The 23,119-nt window shown below is 66.7% G+C and carries 22 protein-coding genes; 7 read left to right on the top strand and 15 right to left on the bottom strand.

The genetic code is table 11. The features are described from left to right. Positions 1–58: 58 nt before the first annotated feature. Positions 59–565, top strand: coding sequence for a MarR family winged helix-turn-helix transcriptional regulator (locus AC1MDG_RS10055; protein WP_479808850.1), 507 nt, complete (start codon positions 59–61; stop codon positions 563–565). On the opposite strand, the gene AC1MDG_RS10050 is transcribed toward AC1MDG_RS10055, so the two are convergent. Beyond that, positions 562–1,269: a FadR/GntR family transcriptional regulator gene (locus AC1MDG_RS10050; RefSeq protein WP_043481301.1), complete on the bottom strand. Its 708-nt coding sequence runs from the start codon at positions 1,267–1,269 to the stop codon at positions 562–564. The two genes, AC1MDG_RS10055 and AC1MDG_RS10050, sit on opposite strands and share 4 nt — an antisense overlap. Before the next feature lie 128 nt (positions 1,270–1,397). Here AC1MDG_RS10050 and AC1MDG_RS10045 point away from each other — a divergent pair, with 128 nt between their 5' ends. The 3 genes from AC1MDG_RS10045 to AC1MDG_RS10035 are packed head-to-tail and all read left to right on the top strand — an operon-like array spanning position 1,398 to position 5,640. Continuing rightward, positions 1,398–2,804: an SLC13 family permease gene (locus AC1MDG_RS10045; RefSeq protein WP_479808848.1), complete on the top strand. Its 1,407-nt coding sequence runs from the start codon at positions 1,398–1,400 to the stop codon at positions 2,802–2,804. A 53-nt stretch (positions 2,805–2,857) separates the two neighbouring features. Continuing rightward, on the top strand, positions 2,858–4,105 hold the full coding sequence (locus tag AC1MDG_RS10040) for a CaiB/BaiF CoA transferase family protein (protein ID WP_479808846.1): 1,248 nt from the start codon (positions 2,858–2,860) through the stop codon (positions 4,103–4,105). Positions 4,106–4,107: 2 nt separating this feature from the next. Next, positions 4,108–5,640 carry a carboxyl transferase domain-containing protein gene (locus AC1MDG_RS10035; protein ID WP_479808845.1) on the top strand — a complete coding sequence of 511 codons (1,533 nt, stop codon included), beginning with the start codon at positions 4,108–4,110 and terminating at the stop codon, positions 5,638–5,640. A gap of 34 nt (positions 5,641–5,674) precedes the next feature. Here AC1MDG_RS10035 and AC1MDG_RS10030 read toward each other — a convergent pair whose 3' ends face one another. From AC1MDG_RS10030 to AC1MDG_RS10000, 7 genes are all read right to left on the bottom strand, one after another. Further along, positions 5,675–6,844 carry an alanine racemase gene (locus tag AC1MDG_RS10030; RefSeq protein WP_479808843.1) on the bottom strand — a complete coding sequence of 390 codons (1,170 nt, stop codon included), beginning with the start codon at positions 6,842–6,844 and terminating at the stop codon, positions 5,675–5,677. Next, on the bottom strand, positions 6,841–7,803 hold the full coding sequence (locus AC1MDG_RS10025) for a D-2-hydroxyacid dehydrogenase family protein (RefSeq protein WP_479808842.1): 963 nt from the start codon (positions 7,801–7,803) through the stop codon (positions 6,841–6,843). The genes AC1MDG_RS10030 and AC1MDG_RS10025 overlap by 4 nt, the downstream gene beginning before the upstream one ends. Positions 7,804–7,921: 118 nt before the next feature. Further along, positions 7,922–8,302, bottom strand: a complete 381-nt coding sequence (locus tag AC1MDG_RS10020; RefSeq protein WP_479808840.1) for a VOC family protein — start codon at positions 8,300–8,302, stop codon at positions 7,922–7,924. A 287-nt stretch (positions 8,303–8,589) separates the two neighbouring features. Then, on the bottom strand, positions 8,590–10,431 hold the full coding sequence (ggt, locus tag AC1MDG_RS10015) for a gamma-glutamyltransferase (RefSeq protein ID WP_479808838.1): 1,842 nt from the start codon (positions 10,429–10,431) through the stop codon (positions 8,590–8,592). A 165-nt stretch (positions 10,432–10,596) separates the two neighbouring features. Next, positions 10,597–10,833 (bottom strand): hypothetical protein, encoded by a 237-nt coding sequence (locus AC1MDG_RS10010; RefSeq protein WP_479808837.1) that lies wholly within the window; start codon positions 10,831–10,833, stop codon positions 10,597–10,599. Positions 10,834–10,888: 55 nt separating this feature from the next. Next, positions 10,889–12,148 (bottom strand): MFS transporter, encoded by a 1,260-nt coding sequence (locus AC1MDG_RS10005; protein WP_479809069.1) that lies wholly within the window; start codon positions 12,146–12,148, stop codon positions 10,889–10,891. Between the two features lie 114 nt (positions 12,149–12,262). Then, positions 12,263–12,727, bottom strand: a complete 465-nt coding sequence (locus AC1MDG_RS10000) for a GatB/YqeY domain-containing protein (protein WP_479808836.1) — start codon at positions 12,725–12,727, stop codon at positions 12,263–12,265. 204 nt (positions 12,728–12,931) lie between these two features. On the opposite strand from AC1MDG_RS10000, the gene AC1MDG_RS09995 reads away from it, so the two are divergent. From AC1MDG_RS09995 to AC1MDG_RS09985, 3 genes are all read left to right on the top strand, one after another. Continuing rightward, complete coding sequence (locus tag AC1MDG_RS09995; protein ID WP_479808834.1) at positions 12,932–14,392, top strand: sugar porter family MFS transporter; 1,461 nt, start codon at positions 12,932–12,934, stop codon at positions 14,390–14,392. Positions 14,393–14,507: 115 nt separating this feature from the next. Continuing rightward, positions 14,508–15,530 (top strand): LacI family DNA-binding transcriptional regulator, encoded by a 1,023-nt coding sequence (locus AC1MDG_RS09990; protein WP_479808833.1) that lies wholly within the window; start codon positions 14,508–14,510, stop codon positions 15,528–15,530. Between the two features lie 39 nt (positions 15,531–15,569). After that, positions 15,570–16,337, top strand: a complete 768-nt coding sequence (locus tag AC1MDG_RS09985; RefSeq protein WP_479808831.1) for an SDR family NAD(P)-dependent oxidoreductase — start codon at positions 15,570–15,572, stop codon at positions 16,335–16,337. 44 nt (positions 16,338–16,381) lie between these two features. Here the strand turns inward: AC1MDG_RS09985 and AC1MDG_RS09980 are convergent, their stop codons facing one another. From AC1MDG_RS09980 to AC1MDG_RS09950, 7 genes are all read right to left on the bottom strand, one after another. Beyond that, a complete protein-coding gene (locus AC1MDG_RS09980; protein ID WP_479809068.1) occupies positions 16,382–17,320 on the bottom strand; it encodes a 5'-3' exonuclease in 939 nt (312 codons plus the stop codon). Between the two features lie 79 nt (positions 17,321–17,399). Further along, on the bottom strand, positions 17,400–17,879 hold the full coding sequence (locus tag AC1MDG_RS09975) for an N-acetyltransferase family protein (RefSeq protein WP_479808829.1): 480 nt from the start codon (positions 17,877–17,879) through the stop codon (positions 17,400–17,402). A gap of 50 nt (positions 17,880–17,929) precedes the next feature. Continuing rightward, positions 17,930–18,133 carry a hypothetical protein gene (locus AC1MDG_RS09970; protein WP_479808827.1) on the bottom strand — a complete coding sequence of 68 codons (204 nt, stop codon included), beginning with the start codon at positions 18,131–18,133 and terminating at the stop codon, positions 17,930–17,932. A 50-nt stretch (positions 18,134–18,183) separates the two neighbouring features. After that, positions 18,184–19,260, bottom strand: coding sequence for an acyltransferase family protein (locus AC1MDG_RS09965; protein ID WP_479808825.1), 1,077 nt, complete (start codon positions 19,258–19,260; stop codon positions 18,184–18,186). 181 nt (positions 19,261–19,441) lie between these two features. Continuing rightward, positions 19,442–20,962 carry an aldehyde dehydrogenase gene (locus AC1MDG_RS09960; RefSeq protein ID WP_479808824.1) on the bottom strand — a complete coding sequence of 507 codons (1,521 nt, stop codon included), beginning with the start codon at positions 20,960–20,962 and terminating at the stop codon, positions 19,442–19,444. Then, on the bottom strand, positions 20,959–21,744 hold the full coding sequence (locus AC1MDG_RS09955; protein ID WP_479808823.1) for an HD domain-containing protein: 786 nt from the start codon (positions 21,742–21,744) through the stop codon (positions 20,959–20,961). Before AC1MDG_RS09955 ends, AC1MDG_RS09960 begins: the two co-directional genes overlap by 4 nt. Before the next feature lie 32 nt (positions 21,745–21,776). After that, positions 21,777–23,117, bottom strand: a complete 1,341-nt coding sequence (locus AC1MDG_RS09950) for an NAD(P)/FAD-dependent oxidoreductase (RefSeq protein ID WP_479808821.1) — start codon at positions 23,115–23,117, stop codon at positions 21,777–21,779. Positions 23,118–23,119: the final 2 nt, after the last annotated feature.

Genomic DNA, 23,119 nt, shown 5'->3' with positions numbered 1-23,119 from the left:
CAAGTGATTTACCGGAGATAAAACTTCACATATGAAGTTTTTGGGATAGGCTAGCGGCATGGAAACCTCCGCGGAACCACGCTGGCTCAGCGACGACGAACGCCAGGCTTGGCTCGCGCTCGTGGGCGTGATGATGCGGCTGCCCTCGGCACTCGACGCCCAGTTGCAGCGCGACGCGGGGTTGAGCCATTTTGAGTACATGGTGCTCGCCGGACTGTCCGAAGCTCCCGGCCGGACGCGGCGGATGAGCGAACTGGCAGGCTTCACCGAATCCGGCCTGCCCCGCCTGTCACAGGTGGTGGGCCGTCTCGAAAAGCGCGGCTGGGTGCGCCGGTCCCCGGATCCCTCGGACGGCCGGATCACCCTGGCCACCCTCACGGACGACGGCTGGGCGAAGGTCGTTCACACGGCACCCGGGCATGTCGAAGCCGTGCGCAACCTCGTTTTTGATCCCCTCACCAAGGCACAGTCACCGCAACTGGGTGACATCGGCGGCCGGATCATGCACGCCATCGACGCCACCTGCCGGCCCCGCGGCGCCGGCGGCGGATCAGCGGCCACCTAGGGGTTCTTCAGCAGGGCCACGTCGGAGACGAGGTCGATATGCTCCAGCATTGCCGCAGCCGCCGCCACAGGGTCCTGGGCCCTGATGGCGTCGGCGATCTTCCGATGGGAGGCGAGTGACTGCTCCGGGCGGCCCGGCTGTCCGAGCGATTCCAGCCGCGTTTCCAGGACCATTCCGGCGATGAATGTCATCAGCTGGGCCAGTACGGCGGAGTGGGCGGCGGCAGTCACGGCCTGGTGGAACAGCTCATCGCCGTGCGCGCCCCGGCCGCCCGAGGCGACCTCCTCGGCCATTGCATCGAGCGCCTTGTCGATGGCCTTCATATCCTCCTTGCTGCGCCTCTCCGCGGCCAACTCGGCAAGCTTGACCTCAAGGGTACTGCGTGCCTCCACGATTTCCGGCAGCCGGCTGCGGTGCTCGCGCAGCCCCTTGATCACGGACGGGACATTGGGACGGTAGACCAGCACGGCACCGGTGCCGTGCTGGACGTCGATCACACCGAGGACTTCCAGTGCCACCAGGGCCTGGGCAAGTGTGGCGCGTGAGACCCCCAGCCGTTCGGCCAACTCGCGCTCAGCAGGCAAGGTATCCCCGGGGCCCAGCTGGGCAGCCTCGATGAAGTCCATGAGCTGCTCCACGAGCTGCTCATAAAGCCGGGGCCGCGAAACGCGGGTAATCTGCCGGGTTGCCGTCTGCTTAGCCATCTGCGTCCTTTCGAGAAGGTCCTAAATCCCAAGAGTACCGGAGAACTATTGACAGAGACACCTAGTGTCTAGGAGGCTAGGCCACTAAGCCAGTTACAATTCCCACCATTCGATCCGGAGGAACAAAGATGTCCGCTCCCGTCCTGTCCATCATCATCCTGGCGGTGATGTTCCTGCTGGCCACGGTGCTGCCCCTCAACATGGGCGCCCTGGCCTTCGTCGGAGCATTCCTGCTGGGGTCGGTCGTCCTCGGAATGTCTACCAACGACATCCTTGCCAACTTCCCCGGCGGTCTATTCCTGACCATCGTCGGCGTCACTTACCTCTTCGCCATCGCCCAGAACAACGGCACCATCGACCTGATGGTCCGGGGCGCCGTGCGGATGGTTGGCAGCAAGGTGGCCCTGATCCCGTGGATCATGTTCGCTATCACCGCTGTCATCACGGCCGTCGGCGCACTCTCGCCCGCCGCCGTCGCCATCATCGCGCCGATCGCGCTCAGCTTCGCGGCCAAGCATAAAATCAATCCGCTCATGATGGGCATGATGGTGATCCACGGCGCGCAGGCCGGCGGCTTCTCCCCCATCGCCGTCTACGGCGTCACCGTCAACGGCATCATTGCCAAGACGGAACTGGAAGCCAGCCCCATGGCGATCTTCCTGGCAAGCTTCATCTTCAACCTGGCCATTGCACTGGTGTTGTTCCTCGTCCTCGGCGGAAACAAGTCCGGGTCCTCCGCGGGCGGCCGGCTGGTGGAACAGGCCGCCGAGAAGCGCATGGCCATGAGCGTAGGAGCCCGCACCGCAGGGGTAACCCTGCAGGGCTCGGGTACCGACATTTCCTCCGCACGCGTCTCCTCCAAAGGCACGTCAGGCTCCGGTGAGCACTCCAGCAACGCCTCTTCAAGCACCGAACAGCCGGCCGGCAGTCCCCGTGCTTCCGTTCCCCAGCTCGTGACGATTCTCGGCCTAATCGCCCTCGCCGTGATTTCGCTGGGGTTCAAGGTGGACGTCGGCTTCGTCTCCATCACCATCGCCATGGTCCTGGCCCTGGTTTCCCCGGCCGCACAGAAGGGCGCCGTCAACAAAATCAGCTGGTCCACGGTTCTCCTCCTCTGCGGCATGCTCACCTTCGTGGGCGTCCTCGAAGAGGCCGGCACCATCACGTTTGTGTCGGACAGCGTTGCGCAGCTGGGCATGCCGCTGCTCGCGGCCCTGCTGATCTGCTACATCGGCGCCGTTGTGTCCGCTTTCGCCTCCTCCACCGCCATCCTGGCGGCCCTTATTCCCCTGGCTGTGCCGTTCCTGGCCTCTGGGGAGATCGGCGCCGTCGGGGTCATCGCCGCACTCGCCGTGGCCTCCACGATCGTTGACGTCTCCCCGTTCTCCACCAATGGCGCCCTGGTGCTGGCCAACGCACCCGAAGACGTGGACAAGGACAGGTTCTACAAGCAGATCCTGGCCTACAGCGGCATCGTCGTCGTCGCCGGGCCTGCCATCGCCTGGCTGGTCATGGTGGTCCCGGGCTGGCTGTAGGCCGGCACGCAACAGCAGCAACCCAGGTATCTAGAAGCAAGAGAAGGAACCCCATGCAGAGCACTGAATCCCATCCCCAGGCAGAGGGTCCGCTGTCCGGCTACCTCGTGGTGGACCTGAGCCGCGCCCTGGCCGGCCCGCACGCAGGAATGATGCTCGCCGACCTCGGCGCCCGGGTCATCAAGGTGGAGAACCCCGGCACCGGGGACGACACCCGGGGCTGGGGCCCGCCCTTCGTGGGCCCGGAGGACGATCCGCAGGCGACGTATTTCCTGTCCTGCAACCGGAACAAGGAATCCATCGCCCTGGACCTGAAGACCGACGACGGGCGGACAGTCCTGCGCGAACTGCTGGAACGCGCCGACGTCGTCATCGAGAACTTCCGCCCCGGCGTCCTGGACCGGCTTGGCTTCTCCGCCGCGGAAATGCACGCGTTGAACCCGGCACTGGTGATCCTGTCGATCACCGGCTTCGGACACGACGGGCCGGAATCCCGGCGCAGCGGCTACGACCAGATCCTGCAGGGCGAAGCCGGCCTGATGTCCCTGACCGGTTCCGGGCCGGACGACCCCCAAAGGGTGGGTGTTCCCATCGCCGACCTGCTGTCCGGAATGTACGGCGCGTTCGGGACGCTCGCCGCCCTGCTGCAGCGCGAGCGGACCGGGCAGGGCCAGATCGTACGCACCTCGCTGCTTGCCGCGCTCATCGGGGTGCACGCGTTCCAGGGCACCAGGGCCACGGTGGCCGGCGAGGTCCCGAAGGCGCAGGGCAACCACCACCCCTCCATCGCCCCGTACGGACTGTTCCACTGCCGGCAGGGACGGGTCCAGATCAGCGTGGGCAGCGAAAAGCTGTGGAACACGTTCGCCGCCACGTTCGGAATCGACGCAGCGCGTCCCGAATTCGCCAGCAACGCGGACCGGGTGCGCAACCGCGAGAAAGTCATCGAAGAGGTGGAGCAGGCATTCTCCGATTACGAGGCGGAGGAGCTCCTCGCCAAACTCAACGACGCCGGAATCCCGGCCGGCAAGGTCCGCACCCTGGACGAGGTGTACGCCTGGGAGCAGGTGCATTCGCAGGGCCTGGTGATCGACGTCGACCACAAAATCCTGGGCACCGTGAGCCTGCCCGGCCCGCCGCTGCGGTTCTTCAGCTCCGCCGACACTGCAGAAACGACCCTCACCACGCACACCGCACCCCCGCTGCTGGACCAGGACGGGGAGCAGATCCGGCAGTGGCTTGGGCTGCAGCCCGCCGGCGCAAAAGGCACCGCGGCCGGCCCGGAACAGGAAGGGCGCTGACCATGCTCGCAGAACAGAAAGTCCGGCACCTGGATGCCGCCGGGCTCATCACCGCCGTGCTGGATCCCGGCTCCTACCGGAGCTGGGACGCTCCGGTGGTGGACCCGGATCCCGGTCCGGAGTACCGGCAGGAGCTGGCGGCGGCCCGTGCCAAGACCGGCGTGGACGAATCCGTCGTCACCGGCGAAGGCCTCATCCGCGGCCGGCGCGTAGCCGTGATCGTCAGCGAATTCCGCTTCCTCGCCGGTTCCATCGGCCAGGCCGCCGCGGAACGCATCGTCACCGCCGTCGAACGGGCCACCCGCGAAGGTCTGCCGCTCCTGGCGGGCCCGGCGTCGGGTGGTACCCGCATGCAGGAAGGAACCATCGCCTTCCTGTCCATGGTGAAAATCAGTGCCGCCGTCCGCGCCCACCGCCAGGCGGGCCTGCCCTACCTCGTGTACCTGAGGCACCCCACCACCGGAGGGGTCATGGCATCCTGGGGATCCCTCGGCCACATCACCGTGGCCGAGCCCGGGGCCCTCCTCGGCTTCCTGGGACCACGGGTCTACGAGGCCCTCTACGGCACGCCGTTTCCGGAGAACGTGCAGGTGGCGGAAAACCTCTTCGACAAGGGCCTCATCGACGCGGTGGTCCCGCCCTCGCAACTGTCCGACGTCGTGGACCGTGCCCTCGGCATTTTAGTCACCGGCCCGCATGCCCGGATTGAGCCGCCGAAGACCCTTTCGGTCAGACCGTCCGACGCCGGCGCCTGGGAATCGATCGAAATCTCCCGGAACCCGCGGCGGCCGGACCTGCGCCAGCTGCTCGCCTACGGCGCCCGCGATGTGCTGCCGCTCAACGGCACCGGGCAGGGAGAAAAGGACCCCGGTCTGCAGCTTGCCCTGGCCCGCTTCGGCCAGGAATCCTGCGTGGTCATCGGCCACACCCGGCCCAGGCCCTCGCAGCAGACCGCGATGGGACCGGCGTCGCTCCGTGAGGCCCGTCGCGGCATGCGGCTGGCCGAGGAGCTGGGCCTGCCGCTGTTGACGGTCATTGACACCGGCGGCGCGGCGCTGTCCAAGGAAGCCGAGGAAGGCGGCCTGGCCGGCGAGATTGCCCGGTCCCTGCACGACATGATCGGGCTGAACTCCCCCACTGTCTCGGTCCTGCTGGGTCAGGGCGCCGGCGGCGGCGCGCTTGCCCTCCTGCCCGCAGACCGCACCATCGCCGCCCAGCATGCGTGGCTGTCCCCGCTGCCGCCCGAAGGCGCCAGCGCCATCGTCCACCGGAGCACCGACTTCGCGCCGGCCATGTCCGAAGCACAAGGCGTCAACGTTGCCGCCCTGTACGCCAGCGGGCTGGTGGAGCACATCGTGGACGAACGCGGGGACACGGGACACAGCGATGCGGCCCTCGAGGGAAGGGCGTTCTGCCGGCGGCTGGGACAGGCCATCGAATACGAACTCGCCACGTTGTCTTCCGTCGGGATCAACGCGCTGCTCCCGCTGCGGCTTGCAAAGTACCGGAACCTGGGCGGCCTTTTCGCCGGGTGATCCCCGGCGGATTACTCCGGTGTCCCCGTCTGCTTCACCACGTGATCGTGGACAGGGACGACCGGTGGAAATCCGTCCGCCACACATCGAGATCCCGGCCCTTTCCGTCGGTGACGACGTATTCGGGCCAGCGGTCGAAGGCCGAGCAGGGGTGGGAGATGCCAAAGTCCACCACATCCGTGACCTCCAGTCCCGTCACGGCGGTGAGGACCGCGTGATGGTCGAAGAGGCTGCGCACAGCAGCGGTTGCCCCGTCCTTCGTGGCGCCGTCAGCGGTTTGGACGGACAGGACCAGCGGCAGACCGGCGTCGTACGGAAGGTCCCGCTTGCCGGCACCGACGACGGCCATCCCGTCCTCAGGGGTGGACAGCACAACGGCGCGGACTGTCAGCGCAGGGACGAGGCCCGGCACGGGGCTGACGCCGGCATAGGTGCCGTGGTCGTGGGTGACGTAGCAACCCGAACGGAGGATCCGCTGTGTTCCGGGCACCTGGCCGGCGTCCGGGAGGTATTCCGCCACGCGGTCCGGGAACGCAGAGCCGCCCATGGAGTAGACCGGCGCGGACGTTTCAAAAGACGGCGCGACGTCCAGATAGACATCCCGCACCAGCCGGCAGTGCCGGTCAACGGCGGCGATCGTCTCCTCAGCCCTGCTGTTGGGCACGACGCCTTCGTACCCGGCGACTCCAACGAGCCTGAGGCCGGGCGCGGCGCGGACCAGCTCGGCGAGCTGAACGGCCTCCTGGCGGCTGCGTACCCCCGTGCGTCCGCCCGGCGTCCCGACGTCGAGCAGTACCTCAAGGGCGACGTCAGCCCCGGCGGCGAACACCTCCGCTGCCGCGTTGACACCGGCAGCGGAGTCCATGAAGCAGCGGATTTCCCGCCCGGAATCCTCGCCCAGCCAGTCGCGGATCCGTGCCAGGCCGTACCGGTCGACGACCTCGTTGGCGATGAGGACGTGCTGGTGTCCCCAGCCCAGCGCAGAGGCGACCTGGTCCACGGTGGCTACCGTTACCCCGACGGCCCCGGCGGCCAGCTGTCGGCCGATGATCGGTGCGGACATGGTGGTCTTCACATGCGGGGCGAGGTCCACCTGACGTTCCCGGCACCAGGACGCCATAACGCGGATGTTGTCGTCGAGGGCCTCAAGATTGAGCCGAAGCTGCGGATACGGCATGCTCCCGGGCCGAAACTCAGTGGTCATCTATTCACAGCCGTCAGCAGCCGGACCGGCGCTCCGCGGAGCCATGCCTGCACATCGTCGAACGCGCCGCCGTAGAACTCCCGGTAGCTTTGCTCCGTGACGTAGCCCAGGTGCGGCGTCAGGACGGTCCGTGGTGCGGATAGGAGCCGGTGGCCCGCGGGAAGCGGCTCGAGGTCGTAGACGTCAAGGGCTGCTCCGCCGATCCAGCCTTCGTGCAGTCCCCGGATGAGGGCGTCCTCGTCGACCAGGGGCCCGCGGGAGGTGTTGACCAGCACGCCCCGCGCCCCCAGAAGGCGGAGTTGCTCCTCCCCGACGACGCCCCGGGAGCGTTCTGAGAGCCGCACATGCACCGACACCACATCCGCCTCCCGGAAGAGCGCGTCTTTGCTGACCCTCCTGACTCCCGCCTCAGCGGCCGCGTCAACCGTGAGGTTGGGGCTCCAGGCGATGACGTCCATGCCGAACGCCTGTCCGTAAGCGGCGACCCGACGGCCGATTTTGCCCAGGCCCAGCACTCCCAGGGTCTTACCGGCGAGCTCAAAGCCAACGGTGGACTGCCAGCGGCCCTCCCTCAGGCTCCGGTCTTCGAACGGAATGCTGCGTGCAAGCGCCAGCAGCAGTCCCCACGTCAGTTCCGGTGCCGCCGTCGGGGAGCCGCCGGTCCCGCACACCACAACGCCCCGCTCCTCAGCTGCCGGAAGATCAATGGACTGGTTCGCCATCCCGGTGGTCACCAGCAGTTTCAGGTCAGGCAGTTGCGCCAGGCGCTCACGCCCGAAGGCGGTCCGTTCCCGCATCGCGATGACGATGTCGAACCCGCGCAGGCTGGCCGCCGTGCCGGCGTCGTCCCGAAACGGCTCGGTGAAGAAGGTGACCTCGACGCCGTCGGCTGCGAGCTGCTCCCAGGGCGCGTAATCCCGGGCGACAGACTGGTAATCGTCCAGAATGGCGAGGCGCATGTATGGATCCTTCGGCGTAGGCAGCGTGCGGGCACTGCAGTCAGGCTACCGTCACGTTGCATCGGAGGAGAACATGCGGGTGGCCCCCACACTGCGTTGCTGGGGGCCACCGGTCCGGTTATGCGCGCTGGAAAATGTTGAGGATGTTGCCCTCCGTATCCAGGAACCACGCAGCTTTGCCCACGGCGTTGGTAGCGACGCCGTTCTCAGTCTTCAGTCCCGGGAAGTCGTACTCCTCGAAAGTGGCGCCGCGCCCGCGCAGTTCTTCGACCTCGGCTTCGATGTTGTCCGTCATCCAGCCCATCTGGGTGTTCTTTGCAGTGCCCGCGTTGTCCGTCTGGTACAGCAGGAAAGTTGTTCCATTGCCGCAGCGGTACATCACATTTTCGTCGTCCATGACCTCCGGATCGTCCAGCCCCACGACGTCACGATAGAAGTCACGTGCCCGGGCAATGTCCTTGGCAGGGAGGACCGCAGCGATTTCACGTTCCTTGAGCATGTCGAAATCTCCTGATTTTGAAGCGGTCGAGATGCCCGCCCCGAAGGCGGCGCCTGCGAGGCGGCTATGCCGGCTCCCGCCGGCTCCCGGCTGTTTTCGATGGGCCGGGACGGGGCCGGGGAGGCCTTGTCACGGCTTTTTCAACGGCCGCCGTCCGGGGTCTCCCCAGCGTTCATACCGCCATTATGGCCGCAGTTCGGCCTCCGGGATATAGCGGGAAAGTGGAGCACGACGGCGGAAGTCACTTCCGCCGTCGTCCTCCGGAATAGCCGGACTCAGCGCCGGACTCAGCGCCGCGGTTTGACCACCATCGCGGAGCCGCCGCCGCGCCGCACGGGCTCAGCCGCAGCGACCATACGCCCGTCGGGCCTGAATTCAATGGCGGTCGCCGCGCCGATCTCGGCCGCCGAAGTGAACGCATCGCCCGACGGCGTGAATTCGTGGCCCAGCGGTTTCAACTGCTCACCGTAGGCTTCAATGAACGCGGGCTCGGCCGTGACCTTGGCCGTGTTGCGCTGGGAAGCACGCGGCGCAGCGATCGCATCGGAGATGCTCATGCCCAGGTCCACCCGGTTCAGGATGGTCTGCAGGACTGTAGTGATGATGGTTGATCCGCCAGGCGAGCCCAGGGCCAGGAACGGATCACCGTCCTTCAGGATGATGGTGGGCGACATCGACGAGCGCGGCCGCTTCCCCGGCTGAATCCGGTTGGGGTCGTCCTCTTTGTACACGGTGGAGAAGTCCGTCAGCTCGTTGTTGAGCAGGAACCCGCGCCCCGGCACCACGATGCCGGATCCCCCGGTCTGCTCGATGGTGAGAGTGTATTCCACCACGTTGCCCCACTGGTCCGCGACCGTCAGGTTGGTCGTGGAGATGTTCTCCGTATCCGTCTCAGCGGCGGGCGCCGCAGCAGCGGCCGGGCACGCGCCGTCGTACGAGGAGATGTCCCCCGGGTCGACGGGCTTCAATGCTGCCTTCGCCGGGTTGATCCGGCACGAGCGCTCCTTGCCGAACACCGGGTCAGTGAGCTCGTGGGTGGGGACGTCCACAAAGGCAGGGTCACCCACGTACTTGCCCCGGTCCGCAAAGGCGAGCGCACTCGCCTCAAGGTAGGGGTGCAGGGCAGCCGTATTCTTGCCGTTGGCGTTGCCCGGCTCCGAAAGGTTGAAGGGCTCGAGGATGTTCAACGCCTCGCCCACGGTGGTGCCGCCGCTGCTCGAGGGCGCCATACCGTAGACGTCCAGTCCCCGGTATTCCACGTGCGTGGGGTCCTGGTCCAGGGCTTCGTAGGCTGCCAGGTCCTTTGTCGTCATGTGGCCGACAGGGACGGGCAGCGTCGTGGTGGCGGTCTTCGGCGGTGCTTTCACTGCAGCGACGATCTCGTCCGCCACCGGGCCTTCGTAGAAGCCATCCGTGCCCTCCTCTGCAAGGAGTTCGTACGTCGCGGCCAGGTCCGGGTTCTGGAAGACACTGCCGACGGCGGGGGCGTCGCCGCCGGGGAGGAAGAGGCTGCTCGTGGACGTAAACGCCGCAAAGCGCTTCTCGTTGTCGAGGGTCTGCTGGCGGAACGTCTCGTCCACCACGAAGCCGCGGGTGGCGACGTCGATGGCCGGCTCGAGGGCGTCGCCAAGGTCCAGGGTGCCCCAGCGTTCGAGGGCGCGCTCCCAGGTGGCGGGCGTGCCGGGAACTCCGACGGAGACGCCGCTGGTGACGAGCTCGGGGGTGAAGGGGTAGGGCTTGCCGGTCGCGGGGTCGATGAACGCGTCATTGGGCATCTTCGCAGGTGCGGTTTCCCGGCCGTCGATGGTGCCTACTTCACCGGTCTTCGCGTCGTAGAAGACGAAGTAGCCGCCCCCGCCGATCCCGGCGCTGTACGGCTCGGTCACGCCCAGGGTCGCGGCTGCGGCGACGGCGGCATCCGCCGCGTTGCCGCCGTTGCGGAGCACCTCAATCGCTGCCGCGGAGGCCTCCGGGTCGACTGTGCTGACCGCACCGCCATAGCCCGTGGCGGTGGGCTCCTTTTTGATCTCCGTTGGATCGGCAAACGCGGGGCTCATGACAGCGCCGCCCGTCACGCTCATGGCCAGGGCCGCCGTGATGGCGGCAATTCGACGTCTCACCTTAGGCATGGTTGCTCCCGAGTCAGGGTGGTGCGAGTGGGTGAGGGTCACGTTACTCCGGCCCGGAGTGACACTCAACACTAAATCCCTTGCGGGGTGAGCGCGGCTGGGGCCGATCAGCGGGGCAGGAGCCGCTTCGCCGGGCCGTGGACACGGTGCCGGCGTCAGCGCCGTTCAGCCTTCGATGCGCCACGCATCGAGCACAACACGGCCACGCGGCGACTCCAGCGTGTCGGTGAGCGGCGCGTCGCGCACAGCGTCGATCGGACTCGTGTCAACGGCCGGATGCTGCAGCACCTCGAACGCCTTCAGCGGACTGCCGCGCAGCACCGGCTGCCGCGCGGCCTCCCCGGCGCCGGCGCATCGGGATCGATCGCGATGACCTCGAGGTAGCAGTCGGGGAAACACCACGCCGCACCCTGTTCCAGCGAATCGGCGGCGATCACCAAGTGATCGATCCGGGCGTTCACAACTCGTCTGTCTTTACAGGGACGTTGGCCAGATCGGCCGGGGATCCCTGGCGGCGGCTGGCTGACAGGAAGGGCACGGAGACCAGTTGGATCAGGCCGCCGATCGCCAGCGAGGCCGCGTAGCCGTAGGCATCGGCTGCGCGGCCGAGCAGAGGCTGCACCACCACGCCGCCGCTTGAGCCGATGAGTGAGTCGAAGCTCAGCACGGTTGCCCGCTGTTTCGAGGCGATCATGTCGTTGAGGTAGGCCTGCCGCACGGGGACGCCCGCGGCGTCCACCACCGCCCAGAGTGTCAGCAGAGCCAGCGCCGCCCAGAACATCCGGGTGAACCCGAGCACCACCAAAATCAGTGCGGCAAGTCCGACGCTAATGATCAACACGGTGGTGCGCTTTCGCACCAGGCGCCGGATCCGCGGCGCCAGCCAGCCGCCGAGCACCTCGGCTCCGGCCACAACTGCCGCCGCCAGCCCCGCCACGGAGTAGGCCTTAGGGTCGCCAAAGAGCTCCAGCAGGTAGGGCTGCAAGGCATAGAAAACGTAGATCCCGACGCCGGCGCTGAACGGCGCGGCCAACATCACGTAACGCACGGGCGGGTTCTTCAAACCGTTCTCGATCGAGGCGGCAAGGACGGTACGGACCGCCCGCACCGGGTGGGCCGAACGCTCCGGCGTGAACCCGACGTCGTGCATCAGCCGGAAGGCCACGATGAACATCGCCAGCAGCACCCCTACCCGGATCAGGAACGGCACACCGAGGTTCGTAACCTGCGCGATCACGCCGCCAGCCACCGAACCTACGAGCATCGCAACACCCGACACCATCACTCCGCGCCCGAGCACCGCCTCGAGGCCGCCTTCGTAGCCCGAGAAACGCAACGCGTCCACCAGCCAGGCCTCCACCGCCCCCGAGAAAAAGGTGAAGCCCAGACCGAGCAGGACCGACACCAGTGCCCACCACCAGAACGGGGCGGAAAGCTGCCAGAGCAGGTAGTAGAAGTAGGTGGATACCGCCAGGGTCACCGTGCCGAGCAGGAACGAAACGCGGCGCCCCCAGCCGTCGGCAACCACCCCGGTGGGAACCTCGAACAGCACCATGCCCGCCGTGAAGAAGGCATTCGCGGCGAAGGCCTCGAGGTTACTGAGCCCGGCATCCAGCAGGAAGAGGGTGTTGATACCCCAGATGAAGGAAGCCGCAACGGTATTGCCCAGCGTCAACGTGAGATAGATGCGCTGAATCCTTCGGGCGGCGGCGCTCATCGCGTTGACGTCCCCGCCGGGGCGAGGTGGGAGCACGAGCCTATTCTCGTCCCCTCAGCCTGTGTTCACCAGTGCCCGTGCGGCTGCGGCCCGGGGCAGGCTCCCCCGACCGTGCTAGGCGAGGCGGCTCCGGACGATCTCGCTGACGGTCTTGCCGTCAAAGCGACCCGCGACCTTGGCTGTGACCGGCTTCATCACGGCGCCCATCTGCCGCATGGACGGCTCCTGGCCTTCGGCCTTCAGCCCGGCGATGGCCTGGTCGACAATGGCCTCCACCTCGTCCCGCGTCAGCGCTTTGGGCAGGTAGGCCTCGATGACCTCGGCTTCGGCGATTTCCGCCGCAGCACGGTCGGCTTCGCCAGCTTCTGTATAGATCTTCGCTGTGTCGCGGCGTTTGGCCGCTTCCTTCTGCAGCAGGCCGGTTACCTGGGCGTCGTCCAGTTCGATCGGGGTCTTGCCCGACTTCTCGCGTGTTTCGATCTCGCCGAGTACATTGCGCACCGTGGTGAGCGCCACCTTGTTCCGGTCTTTCATGTGGATCACAACGTCGCCGTGGAGGCGTTCTTTGAGCGTGGTCATGGTGTTCTCATTTCGTTGGCTTTGCTTCCATTGTCCCTGCTCGGTGCCGCCCTGACAGTTGCATTCTTTGACCGTATGTCAGAACAAAGTCTTGACTCCATCGTTAGAGCGCTCTAACGTTGGTGGCAGCACGTGACCTGGCGCACTCGCCGGGACCCACCGACGGTCCAGTTGGACGGGACAAACGATCCGAGGAAGTCAACAATGTCGTTGCACGCAGCACACCCCACAGCGCCGGGGACCAAACCCGGCTCCAAGCATCGCGGGTATCTGACCCGCCTTACTGTCATCTCCACTCTCGGCGGCCTTCTCTTCGGCTACGACACCGGGGTTATCTCCGGCGCATTGCTCTACATGCAGGATTCACTGAGCATGAGCCCGGTCGAAGAAGCCACCGTGGTCAGTGCCCTGCTGTTCCCGGGTGCGGCGGTCGGCGCGCTGAGCGGTGGCAGGCTGGCCGATACGCTCGGCCGCCGCGGCACGCTCCTTGTTTGCGCGCTGCTCTTCCTTGTCGGCGCCCTGGGTTGCGCGATTGCACCGACAGTCGGCTTCATGGTGGTGGCCCGAGTCATCCTGGGCCTCGGCGTTGGAGCCGCAGCCGTCACCTGCCCCCTCTACCTGGCAGAAATGGCGCCGGCCCACCTGCGCGGCCGCATGGTCACCATCAATGAACTCATGATCGTGACCGGCCAGATGCTTGCCTTCGCCATCAACGCCCTTCTTGACACGCTGATCCATGATCCCGAGGTCTGGCGCCTCATGCTGGGCGTGGCATCCCTCCCCGCAATCGCCCTGCTGATCGGCATGCTCATCCTGCCGGAATCGCCCCGCTGGTTCGCGATCCGGGAACGGTTTGCGGACAGCCGTCGCATTCTCGACCTCAGCCGCAGCCCCGAGGAAGCCGATTTCGAATACAAGGAAATCGTGGAATCCGCCACCACCGCAAAGACTGAGCGCTCGCACGCATGGCGTGACCTGAAGAACAATCCGTGGATGCGCAAGCTGCTGTGGATCGGCATCGGCCTGGCCGTGGTCCAGCAGGCAACCGGCATCAACACGGTGAACTACTACGCACCCACCATCCTGGAGCGCAGCGGACTGGGCGTCAGCGCATCACTGGTAGCCACCGTCGCGGTGGGCGTGACTTCCGTGCTGATGACCGTCCTTGGCATCTACCTGCTCGGCTTCATCGGGCGGCGCCGCATGCTGGTCATCGGGTTCTCCGGCGTCGTCGCCTCCCAGGCGATCCTCGCCGTCGTCTTCATGCTGCCGCAGTCGGATTTCGTCAGCTACACCATCCTGGCCGCCATGATGCTGTTCGTCGCTTTCGTGCAGTGTTTCATCGGCACCTGCGTCTGGCTCCTCCTTTCGGAGATCTTCCCGATGGCCATCCGCGGCTTTGCCATGGGCATCGCAGTCTTTGCCCTCTGGACTGTCAATGCCGGCATCTCCTTCCTGTTCCCGATCCTCGTTGTGGCATTGGGCTCGACGGGAACGTTCGCTGTGTTCGTCCTGGTGAACATCGCCTCCCTGGTCTTCGTGTCCAAGTTTGTTCCCGAGACCATGGGACAGTCGCTGGAAGAACTGGAGGTGCACTTCCGCACCGGCAGCCTGCCCGTCATCGCGCCCGCAACGGCGCCGGGCGCGAAGGCCGCGGCCAACTAGGGTCCGCCCATCTCCCCCAGCCAGGCAACCATGTCGATCGCGGCCGGGGCGGCAGAGTGCCGCCCCGGCCGCGATACGCTTACCTGCAGAAAGCGGCCGATCGTCCGGGAGTGAAGTGAAGCACCAGGAAGCGTCCAAACGCGCCACGATATACGACGTCGCGAGGGTGGCCGGTGTCTCCCGCGCCCTCGTTTCGCTGGTGCTGCGGGACTCCCCCAAAGTCAGCGCGGAAAAGCGGCAGGCTGTTGCCGAGGCCATCGCAGAACTCGACTACCGACCCAGCAATGCTGCCCGTTGGCTGGCCAGCGGACGTACCCGCATTGTCGGGGTACTGCTGGATGATCTGGCAAATCCCTGGTTCGTGGAACTGCTCGACGGGCTGCAGAGCGTACTCGGCGAGCAGAACCTGCGCATGGTCCTCAGCGATCCCACCTACCTGGCCCGGCCGGGCGAGAGCCCGGTATCTGCATTCATGGAACTCCGAGTGGACGGGCTCATTATCGCCGGAGACGTGCAGACCGACGAGGACCTGTTGCGCGCCACCGCGCATACCCCGACCGTTGTTGTCGGGGCACGCGCATTCGAGCTTCCCTCCGCGGACCTCGTCACCAACGACGACGTCGCCGGGGCGCGTATCGCCGTCGAACACCTGATCAGCCTCGGCCACAAGGACATCGCCTACCTCACTGCGTCCACCGGCTCAGCCGCCTTGCGGGCCAAGTCTTATCAGGACACGATGGCCAGCCATGGCCTCCAGGAACAGATCCGCGTGGTGCACACGGACCTGAGCGAACATTCCGGCTTCGAGGCAATGAACAGCCTCATCGACAGCGGGCGGCCACCCACGGCGGTGCTCGCCGCCAACGACGTCCTCGCCGTCGGGGCGCTCTCGTCCGCAGACGACCACGGCATGCGCGTCCCCGCACAGCTCTCACTGGTTGGATACGACAACACCTACCTGGCCGGAATCCGACACCTTTCCCTCACCAGCGTGGACCCCGTTAGCCGCGACGTCGGCATCCGCGCAGCCCGGCTGCTCCTGGAACGCATGGCGGAGCCCTCCCTGCCGCAACGCACCGAAGTGCTGACCCCGCGCCTGGTGGTCCGCAACAGCACCGCGCCGGCATTGACGCACTGACGTTCAACGGCCGACTCGCTGCCCACGAAAAGGACCATCATGGCTCGCATTTTCATCACCGGCTCGACGGACGGACTCGGCCTTGCCAATGCCCGGACGCTTCTCAACGAAGGCCATGAGGTCCTGCTGCACGCCCGGACCAAGGAACGCGCGGCCGCCTTGGATGAACTCGCGCCGCAAGCGGCCGGCGTCGTGATTGGTGACCTCAGCAGCGCCGTCGAGACCCTGGACCTCGCCGAGCAGGTCAACGGGCACGGGCGGATGGACGCCATCATCCATAACGCCGGCGTCTACCTCCCGCATGGACGCGTTTCGACTCCGGAGGGACACTCCCGCACCCTGGCCGTCAACGTGCTCGCCCCCTACATACTCACCGCACTGATCCAGCGGCCCGGCCGCCTGATCTACGTCAGCAGCGGCATGCACCTCGGGGCCGGCGGCAACCTCCGCGACATCGAGTGGACCGAACGGCGCTGGAATGCCGGCGCGGCGTACTCCGAGAGCAAGCTCCACGTTTCCGCGCTCTCCGCCGCCGTCGCCCGGCACTGGCCCGACGTGCTCAGCAACTCCGTTGACCCCGGCTGGGTGCCCACCAGGATGGGCGGTGCCAGCGCCCCTGACGACCTCGCCATGGGCCACGACACGCAGAGCTGGCTCGCCGTCAGCAATGACCCCGCTGCTTTGATGTCCGGCAAGTACTGGTACCACCGCCGGCAGCGGAACCCCGCCCCGGAAGTCAACGACACCGATTTCCAAGACCGGCTCGCTGATAAACTCGCCGAACTCAGCGGCATTACGCTCTTCTGAAAAGAAGAAACGACTCAACCGTTCCTTCGCCCGTCAGAAAGCCCTCAGTGCCGTTGGTCCAGCGCGTCGAGAAGCCGCTTGACTGAGCCGCCAAGGTTCCATTCGGTGGCCAGACTTTCGAGGTCCGCGCGCGAGTCGCCGACTATAGGGTGCAGCTGCGCGCCCGCCTCCTCGAGGGTCGGCAGCCCGAGGTCGCGAACGACGTTCACGACGGCGGGTGCCACTGTGAGGTAGTCCGTTGCCGCTGCGAGTTTCGCCCGTACGGGCGCGGACAGCCCGCTCTGCGAATCCGCCGCCGCCTCGAGCAGGAGTTCGAGGGTGCCGTACTCCCCGAGCAGCGACGCGGCGGTCTTCTCGCCGATGCCGGCGACGCCGGGCAGCCCGTCGGAGGTGTCGCCGCGGAGGATCGCATAGTCGGCATACTGCTCGGGCAGCACGCGGTACTTGCCGACGATTACCGCGTCCGTGACGACCTCGAGGTTCCTCATGCCGCGCGCGGTGTAGATCACCCGCACGCCGCGGTCGTCGCTGACCACCTGGAAGAGATCGCGGTCTCCCGTGACCACGTCCACCGGAACGCCGGTCTGGCTGGCGTAGGTGCCGACGACGTCGTCGGCCTCATGTTCAGCAGCCCCCACGACGGCGATGCCGGCGAGCTCGAGCACGCGACGGATCATCGGGATCTGCGCTTCCAGCGCTTCCGGCACCACTTCGATGTCGGGACCACCGGCCACTATCTCTGCCACCCGGTGCGACTTGTAGCTCGGGATGAGGTCCACCCGCCACTGCGGACGCCAGTCCTCGTCCCAGCAGGCAACGAGGTGCGTCGCCTGGTAATCCGTGGTGAGCCGCGCGATCATGTCGAGCAGGCCGCGCACGGCGTTCACCGGAGTGCCGTCGGCGCGGCGGATCGTGTCGGGCACGCCGTAGAACGCGCGGAAGTACAGAGAGGCAGTGTCCAGCAGCATCAGGCGGTGGGGCATACCTGATCCTGACACGGATGGGCTCCCTTGAGAATCCGGTTGGCGCTCGGGATCCACTTCAGAGCTCCTGGTAGTAATTTCAGAGCTCCTGGTAGTAATACAGCATCGGCTCCGTGCCGTTCGGCTCGGTGTTGCTGAACCCGCGTGCTTCGTAGAATCTGCGGGCGTCAATGTCCTCGCCGTCGACGTTGATTTCGATGAGCGTCCCGCCACGGCCTTTCACCAGCTCGCATGCCGCGGCGAGCAGCACGCTGCCCAAGCGATGACCACGGAGGCCAGGACGAACGTAGAGTTCGTCCAGGACCGCGACCGGCCCCGCGTACCAGACATTGGGCCGGAAGCTAAGCACCGCGACTCCGCTTGGCGGCTCCCCGACGAGGAGCACCACCACGTCCTCGCCCGACAGTAACTGCGAGAGCCGCGACGCCAGTTCGGCTGCGCCCGGGGTGGGCGTCTCGAACTCGGTGTTGAAGTCGTGGAGCAGTTGGGCAACCGTCGCGGCATCTGCCGGAGTGGCCCGGCGTGGCGTCCCGGCGTTGGCAGAGTTATCAGAAGTCACGGCTTCATCATGCTCGGCACTTCGGCCCGCGTCCACCGTTGCCATTGCGGCTAACTGGCCGGCTTCACGACGTCCTCCAGCACCGAGCGGTCGAAGAACCGGACCTGGCCCGTCTCCTCGAAGAACACCGGTACCACTGATGTACTCGGGTCCTTGGACGTTTCGTAGATTTCGGGCGCACCGCCATGCTTCCGGGCAATCGTTCCAACCAGCTCGGTACCCCGAACCCGGACGGTTCGATATTTGTAGCTCATGTTGACTCCTTCGTCGACTAAGGCCCAACCCTACTCCCGCCGGCGCTTTATCACGCCCGGGCGTCGGCCCTGGCCTGAAAGTACGCGTCAAAGCGGTGGCGCCCCACGCGCCCCAGCTTTTCCACGGTGTACCAGCTGATGACCGCCACAAGCAGGGTCAGCACGATGGCCGACACGGCTACGAGCGGCGGCAGATCGGCTGTCGATCCGCCGTTGAGCCAGAGAATGACCACATAGTTCCAGAGGTACGCCGCGTAGGAGACAGTGCCCAGCATCTGCAGCGGGCGCGTCCACCGGGGCATCATCTGCGAACGGGAAGCGGCCAGCACCACCAGGACGGCCGCGGCAGCCATGGCCAGCGGACCTCCGACAAAAAAGAAGGCAGGCGACTCGTTGGCCTTGGGAAAGAACACCAGCGCGGCGAGGACAAGGACGGCGCCAAGCAGGGCCGGCCGCCGGGGCCGGCGGCCCGCGAACCAGCTGAACATCCTGACCCGGTAGAGGCGCAGCCCGGAACCGATGATCAGCCCGAGGCCCCACGTCGTCGGGAGCGCATAGACCAGGGAGTGCAGGTGCGGAGCCAGGATCAGCATGGCCAGGACGCTCGCCGTCATCAGGAAAAAGACGACGGCGCCAGACCATCCGATCAGCTGTCCCTGGCCGTTCCTCGCCAGCGCGAACACCAGCAGTACCGGCCAGATCAGGTAGAACTGTTCCTCCACCGCCAGCGTCCAGAGCGGCCCGATCGCCATGCTGACGTCAAAAGGCAGCGGCAGGTCTTTCAGGTAGCCGAAACCGGCCAGGAGGGTATAGCCGATGATCCCCTTGGATCGGTCCCCGAGGACATCCGCCGTCAGTTCAACGACGGCGTAGACGCCAAGGAAGGCGAGGAGCGCCGGTAACAACCGGAAAGCCCGATGCGCATAGAAACGGCCGTAACGGACTTTGCGATGCTGTTCGATGTCCCTCAGCAACACCCCTGTGATCAGGTAGCCGCTCAGCACAAAGAAGACAATCACTCCGACAATGCCGGCACCTTGAAATACCCCTGGCCACGAATGTCCCAGCAGAACGGCACCGACGGCCGCACCCCGGAGGACGTCCAACCCGTCCAGCCTTTGCCGCACCGTACCTTGCCCGACGGTCTGCCCGGCAGCCGTCCCGGCTCTCCCATCAACTAGCAACGCCAAATGACCTCCGCAGTCCCACTGGATGGATTCGATTCCGGGCGCCCGGGGTGTTCCCGGGCGCCGCGCCTCGTTCCATTATCCAAGGTCCGGCTGAACGAAACCTGACTTCCGGGCGTTCCTACACCTTCCGGTGAATGGACTTGTAGCTCAGGTAGGCGTTGAGGCCCTCGACGCCGTACTCGGTTCCGAGGCCGGAATCGTGCCGGCCGCCGAAAGGCGCGGCATGGTTGGAGGCGAAGAAGTTGATGCCCACCGAGCCGGTGTCCATCCGGTCCGCCACGGCCAGCGCGGCCTCCGGATCGGCACCAAAGACTAAACCGCCGAGGCCGAATTCCGTGTTGTTCGCCAACTCCACGGCCTCATCTGCGTTGCCGCCGGCGTCGTTGTACTTCAGGATGCAGATGACCGGGCCGAAAATCTCCTCGCGGGAGATCCGCATGTCCGGGGTGACGTCGGCGAACACCGTGGGTTCCACGAAATACCCGCTTTCGAGGCCGCCGCCCAGTGACGCCGCTCGTCCGCCGGTGGTGGCGCGGGCGCCTTCGGCCAGCCCCGACTCCACGTACTCGAGCACGGTCCGGTACTGGGACTCGGTGGCGCACGGGCCGAACACCGTGTCCGGATCCAGCGGGTCGCCCTGCTTGCCGGCGGCGATGGTGCTGGTGACCATGTCCACCACTTCCTCGTAGCGGCTGGCGGGGGCCAGGATACGGGTGGAGATGTAGCAGGTCTGCCCGGTGTTGCGCATCGAGGAGCGGATCAGGACCTTAGACATCGCGTCCAGGTCCGCATCCGGCAGCACGATCGCGCTGGACTTCCCGCCAAGTTCCAGGGTGACAGGGCGCAGCAGCTCGCCGCAGGCCGCCGCAATCTTGCGGCCCACCGGCGTCGAACCCGTGAAGGCCACCTTGTCCACCTCCGGGTGCTTCACCAGCGCATCTCCCAGCCGGCCGGAACCGGTGACGAGGTTGACGACGCCGGCCGGGACGCCGGCGGCGGCCATGGCGTCGATGATCACCCGGAGCGACAACGGGGTGGGTGAGGCAGGCTTGATCACCACTGTGCAGCCGGCCAGCAACGCCGGGGCGAGCTTGATGACCACGAGGTTGATCGGGAAATTCCAGGGCGCGATCAGCGCGCACACGCCGATCGGTTCGCGCCGGACTACGGATTCGCCGCCGCCCTTGGGGAAGGCCCGCACGTCCTCGCGCTCCAGGTAGTCGGCGAGGGTGGCAAAGTACCGGAAGATGCCTGCGGCGTTGGCAGCGGCTCCGGCGGATTCGGAGACCGGTGATCCGTTCTCGCGGGTGTTCGTCAGCGAGAGTTCGTCCGCACGCTTCTCCACTTCCTCGGCAATCCGCACAAGGTATGCCGCCCGTTCGGACGGTGCCAGCCGCGGCCAGTCGCCGCCGTCGAACGCTTTGCGGGCGGAGCCGACGGCGGCGTCCACGTCTTCGGGGGCGCCGTCCGGGACGGAGCCCCAGACTTCGCCGGTGGCGGGGTCGGTGACCGGGTTGCGGCCTGTGCCGCGCGCAGCGGTCCAGGCGCCATTGATGAAGATGTCGTCCACGTGGGTGTAGGGCAGGTTGAGCGCGGCGCGGGCGGCCAAGGCGGGGGCGGCGTGCGTGGCGGCGCTCATCGGATGACCGCCGTCTTGAGGAGGGCGGTGGAACGGTTCAGGTCCGCGGAAGCCATGTCGTGGGCCGCCTGGGTGATGAGCTCGGGGACGATTTCCTCAGCCAGCCGGTCGGTGTAGGTAGCCGGATCCATGTTGAACCAGGAGGAGGCCAGGGCAATCCCTGCCTGGTCGAAGCGCCACAGCCTGTCGGCGTCGCGCATCAGCGCATCTTCCAGCGATTTGGCCACCGGGCGGGTGTCGTGGCCGTCGATGATCACGCAGACGCGCTCGATGAATTCCATGGAGTAGCCCAGGCCCGGCAGCACCCGGCGGGCCACGTCGCAGCCCTGCTTCTCGTGTTCATAGCGGATGGCGGCCTTGCGCCAGTCCCCCGCGAAGCCCTCGGAGATAATGCGGGATTCGTCCACGTGGGCCCAGCCGGTGTCGTGCAGCAGGGTGGCCACCCGGACCAGTTCAGCGTCGGCCTCGGGGTAGGCGCGGCAGAGCCGCTCGGCGAAGGCGAGGGAGATCGGCAGGTGGATGTCGTTGCCGCGGGTGCGCGTCTCGTGCACCACTGCCTGCCAGAGCCCGTCGAGTTCGTGGAGCGCTGCCGGGGTGGTGGCGATCGGGGCGGTGTCCACCGGTCCCTGCGCCGGGACCGGACGGACCGGGTATGCGGCGGCGAAATCCGCAGTCGCGGAATCAACGGCGGCGGGATCGCCGGCCGCGGGGCTGTCGGTGACCGGGTTCGCGGTGCCGGTGTCGGTGCCGGTGTCGGCGACCGGGGTCTTGGGGGTGGTCATAGTGCTCCTTCGGGTGCGGCCGGCCGGGACGGCTAGCTGTCCGTGGTGATTGTCTTGAGGGGCGTGGCCGGGTCCGCGGCGGCGTCGGCGGGGATGTTCCGGCCCTTGGCCAGGGCATTCTTGACCGCCATGAAGTCCAGCGGAGCGTTGACGCAGTCCGCGGCGATGACCTGGCCCTGGCGGTAGTAGAGGACGCTGAACTTGCCGCGTTCCTCGTCGCGCCGCAGCACGGTCTGGTCATAGCCGTTGCACAGCCCGGCGATCTGCAGTTTGAGGTCGGCCTGGTTGGACCAGAACCACGGGATGCCGGCGTATTCCTCACGCCGGCCGGTGAGCGAGTAGGCAGCCACCTTCGCGTGTTCGATCGCGTTGTTGACGCTTTCCAGCCGGATCCGCTCGCCCGGTTCCGAGCCGGGCACGGGATTGGGCATGTTGGCGCAGTCGCCGATCGCCACAGTGGTTCCGTCCGAGGCCAGCGCGAAGCGGTCCACCACGATCCCGTTGTCCACGCTCAGGCCAAGCTGTTCGGCCAGCTGGGTGTTGGGCATGACCCCGATGCCCACCAGCACGATCTGCGCGGGCAGCACCGTGCCGTCCTGGAGTTCGACGCCGGCGACCGCCTGCCGGTTGTCTCCGGCGGCTTTCGCGGTGAAGCGTTTGGCGCTCGTGTTGAGCCGGATGTCCAGGCCGCGTGCACGGTGGGCCTGGAGGAAGTACTCGGCGGTTTCCTCGCCGACGGCGCGGCCCACCAGCCGCGGTCCGAATTCCAGCACGGTGACGTTCTTGCCCATCTTCTGCAGGCTGGAGGCGGCTTCGAGTCCGATGAATCCGCCGCCGATCACCACCACATCGGTGGCGTCACCCACCCTGGCCTTGAGTGCCAGGGCGTCGTCGGCGTTGCGCAGGTACAGCACGCCGTCGAGGTCCCCGCCTTCGATCTCCAGCTTCCGGGCTCGGGCGCCTACGGTGAGGGCGAGGCGCTTGAAGGGGAACTGCATGCCTGACGAGGAGTGCGCCACCCCGGAGCCGTCGGCGTCCTTGTCGATCCTGACGATGTATTCGCCCTTCACCAGGTCCACGTTGTGTTCGGTCCAGTACTCGTTGGAGCGGAATATCAGCGATTCGCTCTCCACCGTGCCCTGCAGGAACTCCTTGGACAGGGCCGGGCGCTGGTAGGGGCGGTGGTCCTCGTCGCCGAGCAGCGTGATGTGCTCCTCGAAGCCCAGCGCCCGCAATGAGACGGCAAGCTGGACGCCGGACTGGCTGGCACCGATGATCAGCAGGCCGGTACGGGTTCGGCTGTCAGTTTCGGTACCGGCTGCGCCGGCCGCTCCGGTGGAGGCCTGTTCAGCGGCGGCGGCATGGGTGCCCATCA

It is taken from the genome of Arthrobacter sp. AIWTK1 (assembly GCF_056680535.1).
The sequence above is the reverse complement of the archived record's forward strand: the minus strand, read 5'-3'. Positions and strand labels throughout refer to the sequence as shown.